This window comes from Carboxylicivirga sp. M1479, assembly GCF_007097485.1.
Taxonomy (GTDB): domain Bacteria; phylum Bacteroidota; class Bacteroidia; order Bacteroidales; family Marinilabiliaceae; genus Carboxylicivirga.
Genome location: NZ_VKDE01000043.1, coordinates 1 through 23,903 on the forward strand (window position 1 = coordinate 1; position 23,903 = coordinate 23,903).

A 23,903-nucleotide genomic window follows, 5' to 3' on the forward strand; every position below is an offset into this window, starting at 1 on the left:
ATTTGGCCATCTTAATGACTCCAAATAATCAATGCAGTCCTGTTCGGTTTTAAACATTTTTTCAAATTCCATTTGATCTGCCGGATATTCCATATCCATAAAGTTAAAACTTTACGGGAGATGATTAAATACCCCATAAAAGTTAATTTTACACCTGTAGAAAAAATGTACTAGAGAATTGATGATGTAAAAAATATATGTTTAGTGTTATAATTCCGTGTGTAATTTTGATATTTTATCAGTGCTAAAGATTTTATTCATAATGCATTTGACTATTAATACAGAAATATTCTCACTTTCTGTTTTGTTTAGAATGTTTTCCCGGTGTTTATCCACTGTTCGTGTTGAAATAAATAACTTTTGGGCTATGGCCTCTCTTCCAAATCCAGCGCATAAATATGGTAATATCTCTTTTTCCCTGGTTGTAAGGGTACCTATATTTTTTAACGTATTATTTGGGGAAAGTGCATTTGATGTGCGCCTCGAAAATTCAGCAATAATATCCATTGAGAAATAATTGCCATTATTAGCCACAGTTTGTATAGCATCATTTACCTCTTTAAGCGAGGCTCCTTTTAAGATGTATCCATTAGCTCCTTCTTGCATCATTTTTTCCACAGAATCTAAATCACTCATGGAGGTAAATGCAATGACCTTAATGTTTGGATGTCGCTTTTTTAAAATAGATGTGGTTTCAATGCCATCCATCTCGGGCATTAAAAGATCTACAAAAACAATATCAATATTTAAATCAACGACTTCACTTAAAAATTGCTTCCCACTTTCGAAAGTGTACGAATTAAGGACATATTTTGATTCTTCAAGGATGATTTTAAAACCAATTCTTAAAATTGGGTGGTCATCTACAATGGCGATATTTAATTCCATTATTTAATTAGGTTAGCAATTTTAAAATAACGGAGCGAGGTTTGATATGTCGCGAAAGTAGTAAAAAAATATACACATAAGGTTCGTAGAGTCGAGTTTGTGGTTTTTTACGGAAAGATACGTATGTGAATGTAGGTAATTTACCTATTTTGATTCTCACATATTCGTATATGTCTTTTAATAAGTATTTTCGCCACTGTAATACGATTTTTTTTAATCTAAAAAGTGGAATCTATAATATAATGGACATTAATAAAAAAATCACCTGGAAAGCAGAGTGGAATATTGGTATTAACCGAATTGATTTTGAGCATAAGATATTTCTGGAACTTATTGATTCATTAAGAAATGAAATTAAAAAAAATAGTACTTGGGAAATATTATCCAGAATAATAAGGGAAATTGAAAAATATGCTGAATTTCATTTTATTAGTGAAGAGAACTTTTTATTCTTTATTGACTACCCCCAATACATAGAGCATCAAGAAGCTCATTATATTTTATTGGAGAGGCTTAATATTGCTAAACATAAGGTAGATGATTTATGTGAGTTATTGGAATTTATTTATGAATGGTTTATCGATCATACTTTAAAAGAAGACATTAAGATTACTGAGTATTTAAAAGAAAACGGTAAGGAATATCATTTTTCAAAGGGGAGTGGTAATGAGTGAAAGAAAGTCCATTTTAATTGTTGATGATATTGTTGAAAATCTGGATCTGTTGAAAAAATTGATAGCAGAAACTGACTGTGATATTTATACATCTTGCAATGCCAATCAAGCACATCAATTATGCCAAAAAATTAAATTTGACTTAATGCTCATTGATGTTAGAATGCCAGGAGTGGATGGAATCGAGGCAACTAGAAGGATTAGAAAGTCTTCAATAAATAGTGATAGTCCTGTATTATTTATGGTTGCGAAAACTGATTTGAACAATATTTCCAGAGCATACAAGGAAGGAGGGGTTGATATTATCACCAAACCTTTTCAGTCTGATGAGCTTTTAACCCGGCTAGGTACTCATTTGACATTGCAGGAGCAAAAGGTACGTTTACAAGAGCTTGTTGATACCAGAGATCGGTTTATTAATATTTTAGCTCATGATTTAAATAGTCCATTTACTACTATATTGGGCTTTACACAGTTACTTGCTGAAAACCTAGAATCATTTAATAAGGAGGAGCTTAGGAGGTATCTGAACTTGATACACAACGTTTCTGAAAATACGCACGGACTTTTGAATAATTTATTGAGCTGGGAAACGTTGAAGCAAAATAGAATACCATTTAGCCCGCAAAAAGTCTGTTTGCGGTTAAGACTTGACGAATGTTGTTTATTGATGAGAAGTGTGGCAGCTGCAAAGGATATTGATATTGTAGTCGATGTTGATGAGAAAATAATGCTACATGCTGATTTTAAAATGCTCGATACTATTTTACGTAACCTGATATCAAATGCCATCAAATTTACGCCTAATTCAAAGCGTATTATTGTATCTGCAATTGTGAAAAAGGATACTTGTGAAATTAAAATCTCAGACTCAGGAATTGGTATGTCAGATGACGTTAAATCTAAGCTATTTAAATTAGGAGAAGAAACATCCGTGCCAGGTACAAATGGAGAAAAGGGGACTGGTTTTGGTTTAATACTATGCAATGAATTTGTTAGAAAACATGGTGGTTCTATTCGTGTAGAGAGTGAAGTTGGAAAAGGGAGTCACTTTATCTTTTCATTGCCATTGTTTTATGATGAGTTATCATTGGCGGGCACTTAACACTCTCTGATTATTAATTATCTACCTTTTAGTTCTTCGACCTTTTTGTAATTGCATTTCGTAAGCGACTCACTTATACCAATATTACATCGAAACGCGCCTTGTTCTTTTGAATATATGTTTTGTAGAAGAATATCACCATGACTAAGCCTTAATTTTCGCCTCACATAAGTTCAAAATATTCAAAATAGTTTAAGTCTTATTTTAAAATAGAATTGGAATTAAATGAGTTTTGTCGACCATCGTTTGCTACACTGGAGGATTCTGATATGGTATCTGCCACTGGTTGATGAAATAAATTGGACAGTCAGGTTGATGATACCTCCATGTTAGCCTGAAGTGAGTCCGATACACAGGCCTTGTTATTTTTTTGTTAATACGAAGGGCCTCTAAAAATAAAATAGCTGTCCTTGGAGTATTAAAGTGCATATTTTAATTAATCTTATGACGGTATAGGTGTATCAAATTGTTGCTAATGAGTAATTTAGTGGTGCTCTGGCGTTCGTCGGTAAAAGTTCAAATTCCAGAGCTAAAGAGTTGTTTTATAGTGTTGTTATGTTGTTTTCTTACTCCTGCGATTGATTATAAATACCCTTACTGTCTATGCGACAACACCACTTCGCCTCAAGAGCCCAATATTGATGAGTGTTGAGTTCAACAATGCCGCTGGTAATTAAGTTGTCTGTTTCGTGGCAACTGCTAAAGTCGTTTGTTTATAATTTTACACGGAGGCCTTCACTTAATTCAATGGTATTTCCTTCAGAATCTTTTTTGAAATCTGTTTTTGACAAGAGGACTAGATCCTCTTCAATCATTTCTTTAAAGTCAAGGTATAATCGGGCTTCTTTCATTTTTGTTTATTAATCTGTTATGGGATGACTTGTGAATGATACCTATTATTTAATGCTTATTTCCAGTTGTAAATAAGGAGGTAGTGATTAACACCCACAAGGAGAATAGGTAGAAATGAAAAAATGATCTACCAATATAATATTTCCTTTATGGGTTTAATTTTGCATTCGTTTTTGGCGTATCTTGCACGTGTTAATTTATTGTTTTACTAGCTGTAGTAAGTATTTTGCGAGATGTTGTTAGTCATTGATAACCAAAGTGCTTTCATAAAGAAATTCAAAAGACAATTTCTTTCAGAGCAGGATTTTGATTATGTGTTTTTTGATCATAATCAACCCATTACCTTATCTGCCAAGACAGAGATAAAAGGTATTATATTATCGGGTGGTAAAGGTAATCCCTACGAGCCATTAAATTTAACCAGTAACTTTGTTGCTTTAATGAACTTTGAAGTGCCTGTTTTAGGCTTTTGTTTAGGTCATGAAATTATTGCTGTTAGTTACCGTGGTAGAATTAAAAAGCTGGCACAATATCATGGAAAAAAAGAAGTGATATCCATTACCAAATCATCCGATCCTATTTTTGATGGTCTAAACAAAAAGGAGGTTTCGTTGGTAAAGCGTCATGCTTATTATGTTGCCGAGTTACCGGCTGCTTTTGAAAGCCTGGCGACATCAGATACTTGTTTTACAGAGGTTATTAAGCATAAAGAAAAACCAATTTACGGTTTCCAGTCGCATCCCGAGGTGTCAGGAGATGATGGTATGATGATGGTGAAGAACTTCCTGAAAATTTGCAAAATTATATAATAAGTAAAGCCTTGACTTTAGGCAGCAAGTGCATCTGTTGTACAGGGTTTTGATGTTTTTATTTGAGTTCAATTAGTAATAAAATTTATTAAATGAAACGAGCTATGAAAGTTTCTTTCATTCATGATAGATGCATAGAATTGGCTAGTTTCAAGCGACCTTTAAACTTAATATGTTAACGCATGAAAGTTGCTTTGATTTACAACAAAGATATCAGTGGTGTAATAAACACCTTTGGTATGCAAAACAAGGAGTTCTACAATGAACAAACTGTTAAAAAAGTAGCGGAAAGTCTTGAAAAAGCCGGCCATAATGTGGCTGTACTCGACGGCAATAAGCAAATTATTGAACGTTTAGAAAACTTTATGCCCAGGGTGAACGAGGGTGAACAGATGGGTATGATTTTTAATATGGCATATGGCATTCAGGGTGAATCACGTTATACCCATATACCAAGTATGCTCGAAATGCTTGGATTACCTTATGTTGGTTCGTCGCCATCGGGCCATGCACTCGCATTAGACAAAGTTCTGACTAAAATAATATGGAAGAACAACGGTTTGCCAACGCCTGATTTTTGGGTCTTCAACAGCCATGATGAAGATATGTCATCGGTAAAGTTTCCGGTGATTGTAAAGCCCAAAATGGAGAGTGTATCCTTTGGATTAAAAGTGGTTTATAACCAGGAGGATTTAAGAGAAGCGGTTCATTTTATTGTTGCCGAATTTGGTCAGCAGGCATTGGTGGAGCAGTTTATTAGAGGCAAGGAATTTTGTGTGGGTTTGATTGGGAACTCCCCTGTTGAATCTTTTCCGGTGTTAGAAATCGATTTGGAAGGAGATCCTGATGCCATTCAAACAGTTGACGATAAGCAGGGTAAGCCTAAGAGGAAAGTTTGTCCGGCACACATCTCTGAGGAATTGTCAGAAAAAATGCAAAAAATAAGCATTGAAGCATTCAAAGCCTTAAACCTAAGAGATTTTGCTCGTGTTGACATTCGGCTGGATGAAGACGACAATATATACTTGTTGGAAATAAACTCTATGGCAAGCCTTGGTGAGACGGGTTCGTATCCCACGGCTGCAAAGGTTGCCGGGTATAACTTTGAATCTTTGGTCAATAAAATGCTCGATGTAGCTTCGGTGCGTTATTTTACCAATACCTTGCCACAGGCAGAAGCTTCAAAACCAGTTGCTAAAAGTAATCCAACAGCGCGTATGCGTACGTTTATCAAAACCAGACAACAACGCACTGAGAAACTTCTAAAACAGTTGGTAGATACCGATACCTATGTTAGGAATGTGGAAGGGGTAAATTATTGTTCTGGAATAATAAGTTCTGAATTGAGTCAGATGGGATTTACACAGGAAGTTCATCCTCAACTAGAGGTGGGTAATATTCTATATTTCTCCAACTCATTTCATCAGGAAGTGGATTATCTGATTATTCAACCATTGGATAACCGTATTAAGCTGGCAAAACACGAAAACTATCAGGAGCAGGAACAATATCTTGAGGGGACTGGTATTTGGGAAAATAAAGGTGGAATTGCTATATTAATTTCTGCACTACAAGCATTGAAATTTTCAAGGAATCTTAAAAAAATTAATATAGGCATCCTCCTGATCACAGATTCATCGATTGACGGAAGGTATTCTAAATCTATTATTCAACAGAAGACAGGAAAAGCTAAAGCAGTTATCTCATTAAGTGGTTCATCTAAAAATGGTGGACTAATTTTGTCTCGTTCAGGATCAGCCTTGTACCGTATTGAAACAAAATTAATTAAGAAAGATAACCCCGAAAATGTGTCAGCCACAGCCATGAATTTTAATAAGACACTGGCTTCTATATCTGACATATCTTATAATGATAGCAACAACATTATTGCTCCTTATAACATTGAGTTTACCAGTAATATTTTTAAAATGACGGCTTATGGCTCTGCCGGCATTAGTATTCGATATAATAGTCCAGAAAAACTGGATGAAATAGAGAAGAAAATAAAGAAAATATTAGCCGCTCAAAAGCGTAGTAAGATATTTCAGGTTAAAATAGAAGGAGGCTTAAAAAGGCCTGCAATGGCTGTTTCAACAAAATCTAAGCATTTTTATGACGGTATTTATGACTTGGCAAAGAAAATTGATGTGCGTATAAGTGAAGAGCATCGGTGGAGTTCGGCAGATATATGCCACATTAATAAAGATATGCCCATCATAGATGGCTTAGGCCCTGTTGGTGAGTATTTGCCTTCAGATAACGAAAGAATAATCCGTCATAGTTTAATTGAAAGGGCTTTGCTTCTTGCCTTGGTGTTGAAGAAATAGAATAAGATCATAAAAAAGATAAATAACGGTGGTGTCGCAAAAGTATTTCTGTAAACCTACACAAATAGTTTCACTTAAGTCTTCTACTGGGGAATTGATGATTGGTGAAGCTAATTAGGTGCAATTAAAAACTACCGAGCTATTATATTTTTACTTTCGTGCACTCTCATATTTTTTATTCATTATAAGGTAAAGGAGTTGGTTGTAATGTGTAAGTGAATCTAATTGATTGCATAAATCGAAGTCAAACAGGGTAATACATGGCGTTAATTTTATGTTTTTTGTAGTCATTGTTGAGTGTACTTTACGGGAAACTAAGGTAGTAAACGTCAAAATATTCCAATAAATGAACTTATTATTATTAGTTTTAAGTTATTTTTAGAAAAAAAGCATATTTTAGTAAAACTTAAATTTCAAAAAGATATGAATAAACAAGAATTAGTTTCTGCTATAGCAGAAGAAGCAGGTATCACAAAAGCTGATGCAGAAAAAGCACTTAATGGCTTTGTTAAAGTAACCAAAGAAACTCTAGCTAAAAAGGAAAGTATCCAATTAATTGGTTTTGGTACATTTTCAATATCAGAGCGTTCAGCTCGTACAGGCCGCAACCCACAAACAGGTAAGGAAATTCAAATAGCAGCAAAAAATGTTGCTAAGTTTAAAGTGGGAAAAGCTTTAGATGAAAGTATTAACTAGGGAATTCACTTGCTATTAAAGGTGAAGGCCTAGATAGAAAGTACATTCTTTCTTAAAATTACAATCCCTGATGAAGTCAAATGACCGATTCAGGGATTTTTGTTTTGTACCATGTTTTTATTTATCCATACTGTACATGGAAATGCTTGGAGCTTACTTTGTAAGAAGTGCTAAAAGCTAAAGTTATTAATAATTACAAGCAACGTTTGTGAGTATAGCAGACTGTCGTTTGGTTTGGCTTGTACGCTTATCTATTTTATCTACATGTAAAAAAGTATACGTCTTCTACAAAAATGTTTAAGTACTTAAGCTCCATATTGTGCGAACTTTGTAGCAAGTTATTTTTTAATACTATAAGGTTTAAGTTATGGAGACTAAAAACAAATTTGGCAAGAAAGGCTGGATACCCGAGCGAATTACTTCACTGGCAGGGAAAACGTATTTGATTACCGGTACTACTAGCGGTACAGGTTTTGAAGCCGCACGTATACTCCTGTCCAAGGGTGCAAAAGTTGTGATGTTAAATCGTAATGCTAATAAATCAGAGGCAACAATAGCGACATTAAAACGAGAGTTGGGCGATGCTATCAATGTTTCCTTTATACCTATGGATTTGGCGGAGCAAGCATCTGTGAAAAAAGCTGCAGAGGAAGTGCTGACAAAGGTGCCTAAAATTGATGCATTAATTTGTAACGCAGCCATTGCCCAGGTCCCGAAACAAACATTTACAGTAGATGGTTTTGAAAGTCAGCTTGGGGTCAACCATTACGGTAACTTCTTGCTTCAAGCAATGCTTTACCCTCGAATTGAAGCATCCAATGGGCGAATTGTGGTTGTAGGCAGCATGGGGTATAACTTAGGTATTAAAACCATTCAGTTTGAAGATATGAACTGGGATAAGAATTACGGCCCTAATGATGTTTATAGCCAGAGTAAATTAGCACAGATTATGTCGGTATACGAATTGCAAAGAAGATTGCATAAGGCTGGCAAGAGCAATGTGAAAGTGTATGCCTGTCACCCTGGTGCTTCTGCTACTTCATTAATAAAAACCAGCGGTGGTTTAATGCTTCGTTTCATTTGGCAAATTATGAAGCTAACGCCAATGGTGCAATCGGCAGAAAAGGGCTCTTATCCCGAAGTGATGTGTGCTACCGAAGAAGATCTGGATCAAACAGCATTTTATGGGCCTACAGGACGAAATTATTGGACAGGTCCGGTTGGAGAGTGTCAATTGGAGCTTCATGCAAAGGATAAAACAGTAGCGAAAAAACTATGGGATTTATCAGAGAAGCAAACTAATTTTAAGTGGAACTTTTAAATTTTTATCATGGATATACTAAAATCTGCAACGGATTGGGCTAAAGCCGAAGTGTTCTCCACTTCTTTCTTCATTGTTATGGGACTTGTTTTTGTTTTGGCCACTATTGGCTTTTGGCAATTGGGAAAAACAGAAATTGCCAAAGCGTATGTAATTCCCACTTTAGTGGCAGGCGCCTTATTGCTGACCATCGGTTTAGGTTTATTCTTTACCAATAAGGCACGGGTCAATAACTTTGAAACAGCATATAATTCCAATGCCAAAGCTTTCGTAGCCTCAGAAATTGTTCGTGCCGATAAGGCCTTGAACGAATACCGAACCATAGTTTTTAAAGCCATACCATTAATTATTGCCATTTGTGCCTTATTGATTGTTTTCATTGACAAACCCCTTTGGCGTGCTAGCATGATAACAACAATTGCGATGCTGGTTGTTATCTTATTAATCGATGGAACTGCAAAAGGCAGGCTTGATACTTATAAAAAGCAATTGGTAGAGGTGCAAAATCGTGGAGAAGAATATTAACTCTAGCAGCTATTTTTTTATTAACAAATAATAGCGTCCTAAACGTTTTATTCCATTCCTCGAAACGACTTGTTACGAAAGGGCTTCAGCTGGTGAGTCATAAAACAAGGTTGTTTGACACTTAAAAATCGTTTTCTGTGTGAGCGAAGCGAGTTTAAACGATTTCAGTCAAAGAACTGTAGTTTTATGAGTGAAGCAGGTGCAGCCTTGATGCTTTTTCCTTAGTTTTTGTCATCAAGAACATCGGAACGATTAAGAATTGAGTATTCTTAATTGTTTCAGCATAAAGTCGGGTTTGGGCTGAAAGCCCAATTGGTTAAAATAATTAGGACAATATTGGTTAACAAATTAGTAATATGGAGTTATGAGTAAAGTGCTCCATTAATGTTTTAGCAAATGAATCATATAAACTATAAAAATATACGTGATTTTAATCTTTCTCAGAATCTGCCTGAGCCAGAGAATCCACTGTTTTGTATTGGGCACAAAAAGCTCAGCTCAAATGAATTGATAAAGTGCAGTCCTTCCGGAGAAGAAGTGAGCTACTCCAATCAGTTTTATGTAATCAGCCTTAAAAATATTGTATCAGGCGAATTTCTGTACGGACGTACAAAGTACGATGGCAGCACCGGAACAATGATGTTTTCGACTCCCGATCAGACTATTGTAGCCAAGGATGTAGTTGTCAGTTCTGAATCGTGGTACATTCTTTTTCACGAAGATTTTATTCGTGGTTTGGACATTCAGAAAAAGATTAAGAACTACAACTTCTTTAATTATAATGTGAATGAGGCCTTGCACCTTTCGCCCAAGGAAGACCAAACCATAAAATCGATTTGCCACAATATTGAAACAGAATACCAAAATAACCAGGATGAGTTCAGCAAGGAAATAATTATATCTCATTTAGAGACCTTGTTAAAATATGCCGACCGCTTTTACAAACGTCAGTTCCTTAACCGAACAGAAATTAATAAGGATTTAATATGTCGATTTAAGGATGTTTTAGATTCTTATTTTGAAAAGGAGCAGCAAATCGAAAATGGTATTCCTTCAATAGAATGGATAGCCGTGCAGCTAGGTATTAGTCATCGTTATATGAGTGATACCATAAAAGCCGAAACAGGAAAGACTGCCATTGACCAAATTAATTTGTATTTGGTAGAAGAAGCCAAGAATCTGTTATTAGCCCCAAATGCTTCTATCTCTGCAACCGCTTATCAATTAGGATTTGAATATCCACAGTATTTTTCTCGCTTGTTTAAAAAGAAAACAGGATTAAGTCCCAAGGAGTATATTGAGAACGCGGAGTTTAATTAAGCTTTTCGATTTACCAACCAACAGATTTTTCTCATTTATTTACCTCTATTTTCCTGTTCTTGCAATCAGTTGGAGTGTTATAGTAAGGCCTGCTGTCTAAGTGAGAGCGTTCTTCGTATGCGTACTTTGCGTACCCTACTATCGAACATGGTAGAAAAATGACTTACACAAATAGCGTTTAATTGCCATAATCTCACCCACAAGTATGGCATATTAAAAAATATTGGACGAACTTTTCATTTCCTAAAAATAGGCTGTATTTAAAGTTAATAATTAACTAATGTATTCTTAATCTAATGTTGTTGTAAAATGATAAATTCAAAATAACGAACGAACAATTAGGGGGTGTAACTGTTTGAAATGTTAAAAAATACAGATTTAAAGTGAAGAATCAGGGGTGTAACTCTGAAAAAGCTAAAAAAAATTAAAATTTAGTATTAAAACAAGATGTGCAATGAAAAAACAATTACTTTAGATGTGAGTTTTATATAAGTCTCAGTCAGTTAATCGAATTTAACCAAACTATTCTCTTTAGCCTATGAGTTATTTAAAGTTTGATAAGGCTCAATTGGTCAATACCGAATACTCTCTAACCAAAGAGTTTATTCGTACCAATAGAGCAGGATCATTTGCTAGTTCAACTATTATTAATTGCAATACACGCAAGTATCATGGCCTATTAATTTGTCCAATCGCCGAGTACGGTGGAGATATGCATGTATTGTTATCATCATTGGATGAAACGGTCATACAACGTGGTGCTGCATTTAATTTGGGTATACATAAGTATCCTGGGCAGTATAACCCCAAAGGGCATAAGTATGTAAGGGAATATGAGGTAGACCCAAACCCGGCCATTACCTACCGGGTAGGAGGGGTTTTGCTACGAAAAGAGTTGCTGCTGGTAGAAAAGGAGCAGCGTTTACTGGTTAAATATACCTTATTGGAAGCCAATTCAGCCACTACTATACGCTTTCAGCCATTCTTAGCTTTTCGAAATATTCATGCCCTTACCAAAGCCAACATGGATGCTAATACTCGCGCAAAGGAAGTTAAAAATGGTATTGGAATTAAAATGTACGATGGCTTTCCCCAGTTGTTTATGCAAACATCGCGTAGCTCAGAGTTTGTTCATGCGCCCGATTGGTTTTATAATATTGAGTACAAGGAAGAGAAGCTACGTGGTTATGAGTGTCATGAGGATCTTTTTGTTCCAGGTTATTTCGAGATGGAGATTAAAAAAGGAGAACCCATTGTGTTTGCTGCCGGCACCAGTGAAGTGGCTCCAAACGCGTTGACCCGACAATTTAATGCTGAGCTAAAAAAGCGCATCAACCGCGATAGTTTTGAAAGCTGCTTAACTAATGCGGCGCAACAGTCAATAGCCAAAAAAGGCAAGAAAGCTAGTATTATCAACGGTTTTCCGTTTTTGAGCCATAGTGAGCGAAATACCTATTTATCATTACCCGGTTTGTGCCTTGCTCGTCAGGATGAGGAGGCTTTTTTAGATATTTTAAATACCTCAGTAAAAAGTATTACCAATCGTTTTTACGAGGACAAAGCATTGGTTAAAGATCGAACGTCTGTTGATGTTCCGCTTTGGTTTTTCTGGACTTTACAAAAGTACATTGAGTTTGGTGCCGATAAAAAAACGATATGGACCAAGTATCGTAAAATAATTAAGGAGATTTTACAGGCCTACAAAAACGGGAGTCATCTTGCTTCTGAGTTACATGAAAATGGCTTGTTATGGACCAGTAAAAAAGGTGTTACCTGGATGAAAGTACGCAATAACGGTACCTTTTTACAAAAACGAATGGGGTATGTTGTAGAAGTTAATGCACTCTGGTATAATGCTATTTGTTTTGCTCTTGAGTTATCCGAAACAACAGGAGACAAAGGTTTTGCCAAAGAATGGGGAGCTTATCCTCAAAAGATAGAAGAGAACTTTATAAAAGTATTCTGGAATGATGAAAAGGCTTATTTGGCTGACTATGTGATGAGTGATTATAGTAGTTGGAGTATAAGGCCCAATATGTTATTTGCAGCATCGTTACCCTATTCATGCTTAAGCATGGAGCAAAAAAAATCAATTTTAGATAAGATTGAAAGTGATTTGTTAACGCCGCGAGGCCTACGAACACTATCGCCAAATAGTCAGGATTATTTGGGTGTTTTAAATGGGAATGAATACGATCGCAATAGAGCTTTTCATAATGGTTCTGTTTTTCCATGGTTATTTGGGCATTATGCCGAAACTTATTTGAAATTGCACAAATCATCTGGTGTAGCCAACATTAAACGACTACTTGAGGGTTTTGAAAGTTGTGTGATTGAGCACGGAATAGGCTCGCTCTCACAAGTTCATGACGGTAACCCTCCGCATAAACCTAATGAAGCAACTTCTTATGCACTTAGTGTTGCCGAAATTCTAAGGGTGGGTAAAATGATTAATAACACATCAAAAAAGTAGTCGCTTATGAAAGTATTAATGTTCGGGTGGGAATTTCCCCCTCATATATCCGGCGGCTTAGGTACAGCCTGTTATGGCTTAACAAAAGGTTTATCAAAAGTAGATGATTTAGATATTACTTTCGTTGTGCCAAAAGCTTATGGTGATGAAGATCAGAGTAAAATGCAATTGGTTGGAGCTAACGGTGTTCATATTAAACAAGTGCAAGAGCACATTCAGCGATTTAAATCGAAACACACCTATTTGGAGGTTGAATCGGCTTTAATACCCTACAACGATCCTGATGAGTATTACTCTTTCAGAGATTCGGAGCTGTATGGTAAAAACAAATTATTTAAAGTCAATAAAGAGGGGAAGCTTGAGTTTACTGGTAAGTACGGGGCTAACCTCATTGATGAAATATATAAATACGCCTACGTGGCATCAACCATAAGTATGGATCATGAGCACGATGTGATTCATGCACACGATTGGTTATGCTATCCTGCAGGCATTGCTGCCAAAGAGGTTTCGGGTAAGCCATTGGTAATTCATGTGCATGCCACCGATTTTGATCGAAGTGGTGGCAGTGTTAATCCAAAGGTGTTTGAGATTGAAAAAAGGGGAATGGATGCAGCGGATAAAATAATCGCGGTAAGCAACCTTACCCGTAACATTGTAATCGAAAAGTATGGCCAAAGTCCAGATAAGGTAGAAACAGTATACAATGCGGTTGAACCGGTTTCCTTTGAAGAGAAAAAGGCCATAAAAAAAGGAGTGAAAGAAAAAGTTGTGACCTTTTTAGGGCGTATTACTATGCAAAAAGGTCCCGAATATTTTGTTGAAGCTGCCTATCAAGTGCTAAAACGAACCGATAACGTTCGCTTTGTGATGGCTGGTAGTGGTGATATGCTGGAAAAAATGGTGGCCAGAGCTGCTCAGCTTGGTATTAGCGATCGCTTTCATTTTACAGGCTTTTTAAAAGGCGATGATGTATTTCACATGTTCAAATTAAGCGATGTGTATGTTATGCCATCGGTGTCGGAACCCTTTGGTATTTCGCCCTTGGAAGCCATGCAGTCAAATGTGCCGGTTATCATATCCAAACAGTCAGGTGTATCTGAAATACTCACACACGCTGTTAAAGTAGACTATTGGGATATTGATGCGCTCGCCGATGCTATTTACGGCATTATTAAATATGATTCGTTATCGAATATATTTAAGTCAAAAGGAAAAGAAGAAGTTGATAACCTGAAGTGGACCAATGCCGCCATTCATGTGCATCAGGTGTATTCCAATACCATTAAAGAAACTGTTTAACCCCTAAAACCTATTAGAATGAAGTCTGTTTGTTTATATTTTCAGGTACATCAACCATTACGTTTACGTCGGTATCGTTTCTTCGATATTGGTAACGATCATTACTATTACGATGATTTTACCAACGAGTCGATCATGAGAAAAATTGCTGACGAGTGTTATTTGCCAAGCAACAAAATATTACTGGACTTAATTAAAGCCAATGATCAGAAATTTAAAGTTAGTTTCTCCATTACTGGAGTTGCGCTTGATCAATTTGTATCTTATGCACCCGATGTAATAGAGAGTTTTAAAGAGTTGGCTGCCACTGGCTGTGTTGAGTTTTTAGCAGAAACCTATTCGCATTCTTTGGCCGCTCTCAAGAATAAAGAAGAGTTTAAATCGCAAGTGAATGCGCATGTTGAGCGGATAAAACTTCTATTTGGTCAAAAGCCCAAGGTATTTAGAAATACTGAAATGGTGTATTCCGATGAAATTGGCAAAATGGTGTCGGCTATGGGGTTTAAGGCCATGTTAACCGAAGGAGCAAAGCATGTGTTGGGATGGAAAAGTCCCAACTACCTCTATTGTAACGCCCTTAATCCCAAGCTAAAGTTATTAATGCGCAATTATACTTTAAGTGATGACATTGCGTTTCGTTTTTCCGATGAAGGATGGAAAGAGTGGCCTTTAACAACTGATAAATTTGTGGGTTGGATGAGCCAGTTTGATGAGAAAGAAGATTTGGTGAATGTATTTATGGATTACGAAACCTTTGGAGAGCATCAGAAAAAAGAGTCAGGAATATTCGAATTTCTAAAGAGTTTACCTCAAGCGGTTTTGGAAACCAAACAATTTAAGTTTGCCACACCATCAGAATTAGCGAAAGAGTATCAGCCAATAGCAGTGGCTCATGTGCCAAATGTAATTTCCTGGGCAGATGAGGAACGAGATTTGTCGGCATGGCTTGGGAACGACTTGCAAGATGAAGCCTATGGGAAACTTTATGAACTGAGGGATGATGTGCTGGAGCTAAATGACGAACGACTACTTAAAGACTGGAATTACTTACAGAGTAGTGATCACTTCTATTATATGTGCACCAAGTTCTTTTCCGATGGCGATGTGCATTCTTATTTTAACCCCTACGATTCGCCTTATGATGCCTTTATAAATTACATGAACGTTTTAAGTGATTTCAAAATTAGAATCGCAGAGATGAAGGTGAGTTCGGTACCTGTAAATGGAACTGAATTAGCTAAGAAAGATGAAATAATAGCACAATGTAAAGCGGAGATTAATGCCCTCAAAAAGCAAATTGTTGATCATTAAAAGGCTATTAGATATGACTTGCTCTGGACAAAACGTGTAAATGCACTTACATTCAGTTGCTGAGCTCTAAAAGTTAAACTGTCAAATACTAAATATTTTGTGTATGAATAAAATAAAGCCAAACCCGGATTTTATTTTTGAAGTTAGCTGGGAAGTTTGTAATAAAGTAGGAGGAATTCATACCGTTATTTCTACCAAAGTATTATCGCTCAAGCAAAAGTTCAATGATAACATTATATATATCGGTCCTGATTTTAATTCCTCAGAACATCGCGATAAAGAGTTTGAGGAAGATGAAAAGCTTTATCCTGATTGGAAGAGAAAGGCAATTGAACTAGGTTTGCCAATCAGAATTGGTCGCTGGAAAATTCCTGGCAGGCCTATGGTGATATTGATCGATTTTAAGCCTTTGCTAAAAAATAAAGATGCTTTCTATGCAAAAATGTGGGAAGTATATGGTCTAGAGTCCTTGTACGGTGATATTGATTACCACGAGCCTGCTATTTTTGGTTATGCAGCAGGTCAGCTTATTGAGAGTTTTGTGAAAGAGAATATTTCTGTTCGCGAGAAAGTAATTGCACAGTTTCATGAGTGGATGACAGGAGCAGGCTGCTTGTATATTGAGCATCATATGCCTGAGGTGGCCACCATTTTCACGACTCATGCAACGATGCTTGGACGTGTTTTGGCAAGTAATAATGAAGCTTTGTATGATCAACTTTACCAGTTTGATACTATTGAGAAGACAAAACAGTACAATGTGTCAGCCAAATGTTCTTTGGAGAAGAAAGCTGCATTGGCAGCTGACTGTTTAACAACTGTGAGTGAGATTACGGCAAAAGAGTGTAAGCAGTTTTATAACCGTGTGGTGGATGTAGTATTGCCCAATGGTTTTGAAGATGACTTTGTACCAAAACCTAATGATTTAAAAGGGAAACGTGCAGAGTCAAAAAAACATTTGCGTGAGGTAGCCGAAGCATTATTGGGATATAAGCTGGCGCCAAATGCCATGTTTATTGGTACAGGCGGGCGTTACGAATTTAAAAATAAAGGCATTGATGTATTGCTGGATGCCTTGGGAGAATTGAATCGTGATTATGGGAATGAACGTGAGCTTGTTGCCTTTTTTCTTATCCCGGGAGATCAGCGAGGGCCTCGTCGCGATTTACAACAGAAACTGGAGAATAAACAGGCAGGTGAAACACTTGTTACACCTTTCTTAACTCATTATCTGGGAAATGTGGATCACGATCCCATCCTAAATAAAATAAAGGAGATTGGTTTTACCAATGGAGCCAATGAAAAGGTGAAAATCATCTTTGTGCCAACCTACCTTAACGGAAGTGACGGTATCTTTAATAAAGAGTACTATGATTTGCTTATGGGCTTGGATCTCTCGGTATTTCCATCCTATTACGAGCCTTGGGGCTATACGCCAATGGAAAGTGTCGCTTTTGGAGTGCCTACCTTAACTACATCTTTGGCAGGTTTTGGTAAGTGGGTCACGCTTTTTGAGGGCGATGGCAAGGGTGGTGTTGAGGTGCTTCATCGCAGCGATTCAAATACCGAAGAACTCACACGCAACATTGCCAACTACCTTAAGGCTTTCTCGCACCATAATAGTGTTGAAATAGAAAAAATACGAGAAGATGCCCGCAGTATAGCTGAAAAGGCATTGTGGAAGAATTTCATTGGGTATTATCATAAAGCATACGAAATTGCAATAAAAAATAACATGGATAAGGGAATCGATATAACAGAAAATAATCAATTACAAGTGGCCAAAAGTAATCAACTTCAGTGGCGAAAATTAGTAGTTGAATCAAACCTTCCTAAGGAGTTATTAGGGTTAGAGGAATTGTCAAAAAATTTATGGTGGTGTTGGAATTATCAAGCCATTGACTTGTTTGAATCCATCGATCCTTTATTATGGGTTAAGGTAAAAAAGAATCCAATTGTTTTACTGAAAACGGTGACAAGCTCACGAATTAATGAGCTGGAAAAAGATAAAAATTTTATTGCTCGGTTTGGATCTGTTTATTCCGACTTTAAAGCATATATGGCCGTTAAGCCCAATGCGAAACAGCCACATATCGCCTATTTTAGTATGGAGTATGGCTTAAGCGATAACCTGAAAATATACTCTGGTGGGCTGGGTATTTTGGCGGGTGATTATTTAAAAGAAGCCAGTGATTCCAACGTAAACATGGTGGCTGTTGGTTTTATGTATAAATTCGGCTACTTCACTCAGCGCCTGTCTTTAAATGGCGAGCAATTGGTTGAATTAAATGCTCAACGTTTTTCTCAATTACCCATTCGCTTGGTTCGCGATAATGCAGGCGTTCCAACAACGATTGATTTCCATTTGGAGGGAAGAACCGTAAAGGCAATGATTTGGGAAGTGAATGTAGGTCGAATAAAACTGTATTTGCTCGACACAGATACAGATATGAATGACGAGCAGGATAGAGGTTTAACCCATCAGTTGTATGGAGGAGATTGGGATAATCGCATCAAACAAGAAATATTACTTGGCCTTGGAGGAATCAGAGCCTTAGATGCATTGGGAATTGAGTCCGATATTTTTCATTGTAACGAGGGGCATGCAGCGCTTATTAATGTTGAGCGCCTACGAAAACTGAGAATTGAAGGCTATTCATACGACGAAGCCATGGAAATTGTGCGCACGTCCTCTTTATTTACGACTCACACGCCTGTGCCAGCTGGTCATGATACTTTTGCACCAGATATGATACGCCATTATTTGTATTATATACCAAAGGAATTGGGCATCACTTGGGAACAGTTTTTGGCACTTGGTCGCGTTAATCCATTGGATGATAACGAGAAATTCTCGATGAGTAACCTGGCTGCTCATACTTCAATTGCTATGAATGGGGTAAGTTGGTTACATGGTAAAATTTCGCAAGAAATGTTCAATAATTTATACGATGGATATTTTCCTGAGGAATTACACATAGGATATGTTACCAATGGTGTCCATTACCCTACCTGGACGGCCAAAGAGTGGCGCAGTCTTTACGAGCGTGAGTTTAAAACGGGATTTATTAATGATTTGTCGAACAAGAGTTATTGGGAGAAAATTCACGATATAGACGATGATAAAGTTTGGGAAACCAAAACAAAATTGCGAAAGAAGCTTATTGATTATGCCAAAGATCGCTTCCATCGTAATTGGATTCGCCGCTATGAAGACCCAAAGAGTCTGGTTGATATCCTTGATTCGATTGACGAAAACACCTTAACTATTGGATTTGCTCGACGTTTTGCAACATATAAACGAGCGCACCTCTTGTTTAGCGATCTGGAGCGATTATCGAAAATACTGAATAACCCCAAAAAGCCTGTTCAATTTATTTTTGCTGGGAAAGCACATCCCGCGGATAAGGCAGGTCAAGATCTGATTAAGTTAATAGTCGATGTGTCACGTCGTCCAGAGTTTGTTGGGAAGATACTTTTCCTTGAGAATTACGACATGGAGCTAGGACAGAAATTGGTTAAAGGTGTTGATATTTGGATGAATACCCCAACACGACCACTGGAAGCATCTGGTACATCGGGCGAAAAAGCCGTGATGAATGGTGTGATGAATTTTAGTGTACTTGATGGATGGTGGTTAGAGGGTTATCGAAAAGGAGCCGGTTGGGCATTAACTGAAAAGCGTACCTATGAAAACCAGGCTTATCAGGATGAGTTGGATGCTCAAACGATTTATTCGATGTTTGAAAATGATATTGTTCCGCTCTTTTATAAAAGAGATGAGAATAATATACCTGTTGATTGGGTCAAGTACATCAAAAATTGCATCGCTGATATTGCTCCTGATTACACCACTAAACGTATGATGGACGATTATAAAGAGCGTTTTTATGAGCCGATGTTTAAGCGTCTTAAAAAAGTGCGTTTGAACGATTATGAAATGGCCAAATCAATCACCCAATGGAAACAACGGATTCTTAACTCGTGGGATAAAATAGAAGTAGTGTCTGTAGATGCACCTAGTACACCTAAGCATAAATATTTATCAGGAGAATCTTATCACATGGAGGTAGCTCTGGATTTGAAAGACCTAATAGATGAGAATATCTGTGTGGAGCTGGTAATTCGTACAACTGCTAACGACGAAGAGTCGGGGCCAATTACCACCGAAAAGTTTTCGCAAGTAAGAAAAGTGGATTCATTGGCATTTTATGAGTTGGATCTGGAATTGGAAGACCCTGGTGTTTTTGACTTTGGTTTTAGGGTTTATGCATGTAATCCTACTTTAGCGCACCGTCAGGATTTTTCATATGTGAAATGGATTTAGTTCTTCTGAATTTATAACCCGTATTTGTTGATATTGCTAATTGTAATATCCTAATAACTTTATCTCGACCTCTTGCTTAATCATCGAGAGGTTGAGAGTTGAAATAGTTAAAGCAAGTGCACGAGCTTTTTTACTTGAGTTTTTGTGTCTTATTTATTTAATAGCTTTTCCAATAAGCCTATGCTTACGCACATAACCCGTCAGGATGCTTTATTGCAGCCGTTTGAAAGTCTTATAAATAGAAGAACTGAGAAAGCCTTTGCTAAGGAACAGGATTTGGTTTCAAGCTCTTTGTACGACTTTGCCAACGGACATAATTATTATGGCATTCATTCGCACAACGAGCAATGGGTAATTAGGGAATGGGCGCCCAATGCCTCAAAAATTTATTTGATTGGGATCTTTTCCGAATGGAAAGAACGTGATGAGTTTTGTTTCCAAAAAAAAGAGAATGGTAATTTTGAGCTCTTCATTAACAAGTCCATCCTCCAGCATAAGGATATTTATAAACTCAAAATTTATTGGCCTGGAGGTTCTGGTGAGCGCATTCCAGTTTGGGCCACTCGTGTAATACAGGATGAAATAACAAAAGTTTTTTCTGCTCAGGTATGGCAACCACAGCAATCTTTTCAATGGCAACACACTGCAAAAACCAGAAACCACAAAGTGCCATTGATTTATGAAGCACATATAGGAATGGCCACCGAAAAGGAGAGCGTTGGGACCTATAATGAGTTTAGATTAAATGTGCTGCCGCGCATTAAAGAAGCTGGTTACAACACGATACAGCTCATGGCTATACAAGAGCATCCATATTATGGTTCTTTTGGTTACCATGTATCCAGTTTGTTCGCCGCATCGTCTCGCTTTGGTACGCCTGATGAATTAAAAGCGTTGGTTGACGAAGCGCATGGCTTGGGCATTAATGTGATAATGGATATTGTGCATTCGCATGCGGTAAAAAATGAGTTGGAAGGAATTGGGTGGTTCGATGGTTCTCCTTATCAGTTCTTTCATGCTGAAGAGAGGCGTGAGCATGTTGCCTGGGATTCTTTGTGCTACAACTATGCTAAAGATGAGGTACTTCATTTGCTCTTGTCCAACATCAAGTATTGGATGGATGAGTATCAGTTTGATGGTTTTCGCTTCGATGGTGTTACGAGCATGCTTTACCTTGATCACGGACTATCTCGCGATTTTACATCATACGATTTGTATTTCGATAATGGACAGGACGAAGATGCGATTACGTATTTTATGCTGGCAAATAAGCTGATGAAGCAAATTAATCCTGCATCTATCAGCGTTGCAGAGGAAATGAGTGCTTACCCTGGCTTAACGGCTTCTATGGAGCAAGGTGGTTTGGGTTTTGACTATCGTCTGGCCATGGGAACACCTGATTATTGGATTAAGTTAATCAAAGAGAAGAAAGATGAAGAGTGGGATGTGGGCAATATATTTTATGAATTAACCAACAAGCGCATTGAGGAGCAAACCATCAGTTATGCCGAGTCTCATGATCAAGCCTTAGTGGGTGATCAAACTATTATTTTTCGATTGATAGGTGCTGATATGTATTGGGGCATGGATAAATCGAATAAAAGCTTGATAGTTGATAGAGGTATGGCTTTGCATAAAATCATCCGTTTGATTACGTTTTGCTGTGCAGGCAATGGCTATCTTAACTTTTTGGGTAATGAGTTCGGGCATCCCGAGTGGATTGATTTTCCACGCGAGGGAAATGATTGGTCCTATAAACATGCACGCCGCCAATGGAGTCTGGTTGATAATTCTAACTTACGCTTTGAGCAATTGGGGGCTTTTGACAAAGCGATGGTTCGACTGCAGGAAAAAGAATTGTTTATTAACGAGCAATTTATTGAGTGTATGGAGGCGAATGTATCTGATCAGGTGTTGGCTATAAAGCGAAAAGATTTACTTTTTGTTTTTAATATGAATCCAAGTGAATCATTTACCTTTTATGGTGTTTCTGCACCAGCAGGAAAATACAATGTGGTATTAAATTCCGATGACGAGGTGTTTGGTGGATACAGTCGTGTTGATGGAGAAAAAGATTATTTTTCGCGACCAGAGGCTCAGCTTTCCAATCGCCACCGATTACACCTGTACTTACCAAGCCGGACGGCTATTGTGTTAAAACATACTCCACCAAAACGCATTTTCTAAAATGGAAACTCAAAAACTAGTTATTTATCAGTTATTTCCACGTTTGTTTGGTAATAAAAGCACCAATTTAATAGTTAATGGTGGCAGAGATGAAAATGGATGTGGTAAGCTAAACGACATTAATGATATTGCCTTATCCGAACTAAAAAAGATGGGGGTAACGCACGTTTGGTTAACGGGAGTTATTGAGCATGCAATTGTAAAAGGCTATCCCGCAAATGGTATTGAAGATGGTAACCCACTGCTTATAAAAGGCAATGCAGGATCGCCATATGCTATAAAAGATTATTACGACGTTAACCCAGATCTTGCCACTGATGTAAGTGAACGTTTGACAGAATTTAAAGAATTAGTTAAACGTTGCCATGCTCAAGGTTTAAAGGTAATAATTGATTTTGTACCTAATCATTTGGCAAGAGAGTATAAGTCTGATATGAAACCAGAATACATAGATGATTTTGGTGTTCATGACGATCATAGCAAGGCTTTTTCTGCCAATAATAACTTCTACTACCTACCATCTAGCACTTTGCAATTGCCAACTGAACTAACGCAAAGGTTTCCCGAATGTAATTATGAAGAAACGCCTGCTAAAGTTACTGGCAATGATCGATTTGTAGCGGAGCCAGATGTGAACGATTGGTACGAAACCATCAAGCTTAATTACGGAGTTGATTACGAAAATGGAGGTACAAAACACTTTGATCCTATACCTGATACATGGCTGAAGATGAAAGATGTGCTTAGCTATTGGAACAGCTTGGGTGTTGATGGCTTTCGATGTGATATGGTGGAAATGGTTCCTGTCGAGTTCTGGGCTTGGTTAATTCCTCAAATTAAACAAATCAGCCCTTGGATGTGCTTTATAGCTGAGGTTTATAATCCTAAGCTGTACCAATCCTATATTCAATGTGGAGGCTTTGATTACTTGTATGATAAGGTGGGCTTGTATGATACCTTGCGATCGGTAATGTGTCATAATAAGTCGGCCACTGCTATTTCAGAATGTTGGCAAAACCTACAGGGAATAGATAAAAACATGCTGCGTTTTCTCGAAAATCATGACGAACAACGTATTGCATCGCATCATTTTGTTGGTCAGCCCCAAAGAGCAATTCCTGCAATGGCTCTTTCAACATTCCTACATCAGGGACCCGTAATGCTATATAATGGTCAGGAACATGGAGAGCAGGCTGTTGGTATTTCAGGATTTAGTGGCGATGATGGACGTACGACAATTTTTGATTATTGGAATATGCCCGAACACCAAAAGTGGATGAACAATGGCGCATTTGATGGTGCACTTTTGTCAGATGAACACAAGCAACTACGTCAAGCCTATGCTGATATGTTCAAATATGCCCAATTACCAGCCATTCGAGACGGCTTGTTCTACGATGTAATGTGGCAAAATAATGATGTTGGTTTGTTTAATAAACACCGATGTTATGCCTTCATACGCTATAGTTCAACCCAGCAATTATTAATCATTTGTAACTTTGATGATACCTCGCAGCATGTTCATTTAAAAATACCATCTGATGCCTTACAAATTTTAGATATCCCAAGGCCTATTTTAGTTCGCTTTGCAAATATTGCTGATCAACAGCTTAGTAGTATAGGTAGCGAAGAATTAATAAATGATGGTTTAAAACTTATCATTCCCGCATTCGGATATCAAATTTTAGATATTTCCAGCTGATTAGATGGAATATTGTTCTTTGCAAAACAATATTCTTGCATTTTACTATAATAAACTATTTTTACAAGCGTTCTTATAGTCGTC

Annotated in this window: 16 protein-coding genes; 14 read left to right on the top strand and 2 right to left on the bottom strand. The window is 37.3% G+C overall.

Features of this window, described 5'->3' with window-relative positions; translation table 11 throughout:
• Nucleotides 1-207 precede the first annotated feature (207 nt).
• Nucleotides 208-888, bottom strand: coding sequence for a response regulator transcription factor (locus FNN09_RS19515; protein WP_143304172.1), 681 nt, complete (start codon nucleotides 886-888; stop codon nucleotides 208-210).
• 242 nt (nucleotides 889-1,130) lie between these two features.
• Between FNN09_RS19515 and FNN09_RS19520 the strand changes: the two genes are divergently transcribed.
• Together FNN09_RS19520 and FNN09_RS19525 are read left to right on the top strand one after the other, a co-directional pair.
• A complete protein-coding gene (locus FNN09_RS19520) occupies nucleotides 1,131-1,562 on the top strand; it encodes a bacteriohemerythrin (protein ID WP_185969077.1) in 432 nt (143 codons plus the stop codon).
• On the top strand, nucleotides 1,555-2,667 hold the full coding sequence (locus tag FNN09_RS19525; RefSeq protein ID WP_143304174.1) for a hybrid sensor histidine kinase/response regulator: 1,113 nt from the start codon (nucleotides 1,555-1,557) through the stop codon (nucleotides 2,665-2,667). Before FNN09_RS19520 ends, FNN09_RS19525 begins: the two co-directional genes overlap by 8 nt.
• 713 nt (nucleotides 2,668-3,380) lie before the next feature.
• Here the strand turns inward: FNN09_RS19525 and FNN09_RS21230 are convergent.
• Nucleotides 3,381-3,518, bottom strand: a complete 138-nt coding sequence (locus tag FNN09_RS21230; RefSeq protein WP_185969078.1) for a hypothetical protein — start codon at nucleotides 3,516-3,518, stop codon at nucleotides 3,381-3,383.
• A 234-nt stretch (nucleotides 3,519-3,752) separates the two neighbouring features.
• Here FNN09_RS21230 and FNN09_RS19530 point away from each other — a divergent pair, with 234 nt between their 5' ends.
• The 12 genes from FNN09_RS19530 to FNN09_RS19585 all read left to right on the top strand — a co-directional run bounded on the left by FNN09_RS19530 (nucleotide 3,753) and on the right by FNN09_RS19585 (nucleotide 23,819).
• Entirely contained in the window at nucleotides 3,753-4,328 is a 576-nt protein-coding gene (locus tag FNN09_RS19530) for a gamma-glutamyl-gamma-aminobutyrate hydrolase family protein (protein WP_143304175.1), read from the top strand.
• Between the two features lie 182 nt (nucleotides 4,329-4,510).
• Entirely contained in the window at nucleotides 4,511-6,655 is a 2,145-nt protein-coding gene (locus FNN09_RS19535; protein WP_143304176.1) for an ATP-grasp domain-containing protein, read from the top strand.
• Between the two features lie 393 nt (nucleotides 6,656-7,048).
• Nucleotides 7,049-7,351 carry an HU family DNA-binding protein gene (locus FNN09_RS19540; RefSeq protein ID WP_255434198.1) on the top strand — a complete coding sequence of 101 codons (303 nt, stop codon included), beginning with the start codon at nucleotides 7,049-7,051 and terminating at the stop codon, nucleotides 7,349-7,351.
• A gap of 367 nt (nucleotides 7,352-7,718) precedes the next feature.
• On the top strand, nucleotides 7,719-8,672 hold the full coding sequence (locus tag FNN09_RS19545) for an SDR family oxidoreductase (protein WP_143304178.1): 954 nt from the start codon (nucleotides 7,719-7,721) through the stop codon (nucleotides 8,670-8,672).
• A gap of 9 nt (nucleotides 8,673-8,681) precedes the next feature.
• Nucleotides 8,682-9,197 carry a hypothetical protein gene (locus FNN09_RS19550; protein WP_143304179.1) on the top strand — a complete coding sequence of 172 codons (516 nt, stop codon included), beginning with the start codon at nucleotides 8,682-8,684 and terminating at the stop codon, nucleotides 9,195-9,197.
• A gap of 396 nt (nucleotides 9,198-9,593) precedes the next feature.
• Nucleotides 9,594-10,517, top strand: coding sequence for an AraC family transcriptional regulator (locus FNN09_RS19555; RefSeq protein WP_143304180.1), 924 nt, complete (start codon nucleotides 9,594-9,596; stop codon nucleotides 10,515-10,517).
• A 538-nt stretch (nucleotides 10,518-11,055) separates the two neighbouring features.
• Nucleotides 11,056-12,990 (top strand): glycogen debranching enzyme N-terminal domain-containing protein, encoded by a 1,935-nt coding sequence (locus tag FNN09_RS19560; protein ID WP_143304181.1) that lies wholly within the window; start codon nucleotides 11,056-11,058, stop codon nucleotides 12,988-12,990.
• A gap of 6 nt (nucleotides 12,991-12,996) precedes the next feature.
• On the top strand, nucleotides 12,997-14,292 hold the full coding sequence (locus FNN09_RS19565; RefSeq protein ID WP_143304182.1) for a glycosyltransferase family 4 protein: 1,296 nt from the start codon (nucleotides 12,997-12,999) through the stop codon (nucleotides 14,290-14,292).
• Nucleotides 14,293-14,310: 18 nt separating this feature from the next.
• On the top strand, nucleotides 14,311-15,603 hold the full coding sequence (locus FNN09_RS19570; RefSeq protein ID WP_143304183.1) for a glycoside hydrolase family 57 protein: 1,293 nt from the start codon (nucleotides 14,311-14,313) through the stop codon (nucleotides 15,601-15,603).
• 103 nt (nucleotides 15,604-15,706) lie between these two features.
• Nucleotides 15,707-19,930, top strand: coding sequence for an alpha-glucan family phosphorylase (glgP, locus tag FNN09_RS19575; RefSeq protein WP_143304184.1), 4,224 nt, complete (start codon nucleotides 15,707-15,709; stop codon nucleotides 19,928-19,930).
• Nucleotides 19,931-20,110: 180 nt separating this feature from the next.
• Nucleotides 20,111-22,117 carry an alpha amylase C-terminal domain-containing protein gene (locus tag FNN09_RS19580; RefSeq protein WP_143304185.1) on the top strand — a complete coding sequence of 669 codons (2,007 nt, stop codon included), beginning with the start codon at nucleotides 20,111-20,113 and terminating at the stop codon, nucleotides 22,115-22,117.
• Between the two features lies 1 nt (nucleotide 22,118).
• The gene (locus FNN09_RS19585; protein WP_143304186.1) at nucleotides 22,119-23,819 is read left to right on the top strand and encodes an alpha-amylase family glycosyl hydrolase; all 1,701 of its coding nucleotides are present in this window, start codon (nucleotides 22,119-22,121) and stop codon (nucleotides 23,817-23,819) included.
• Nucleotides 23,820-23,903 lie beyond the last annotated feature (84 nt).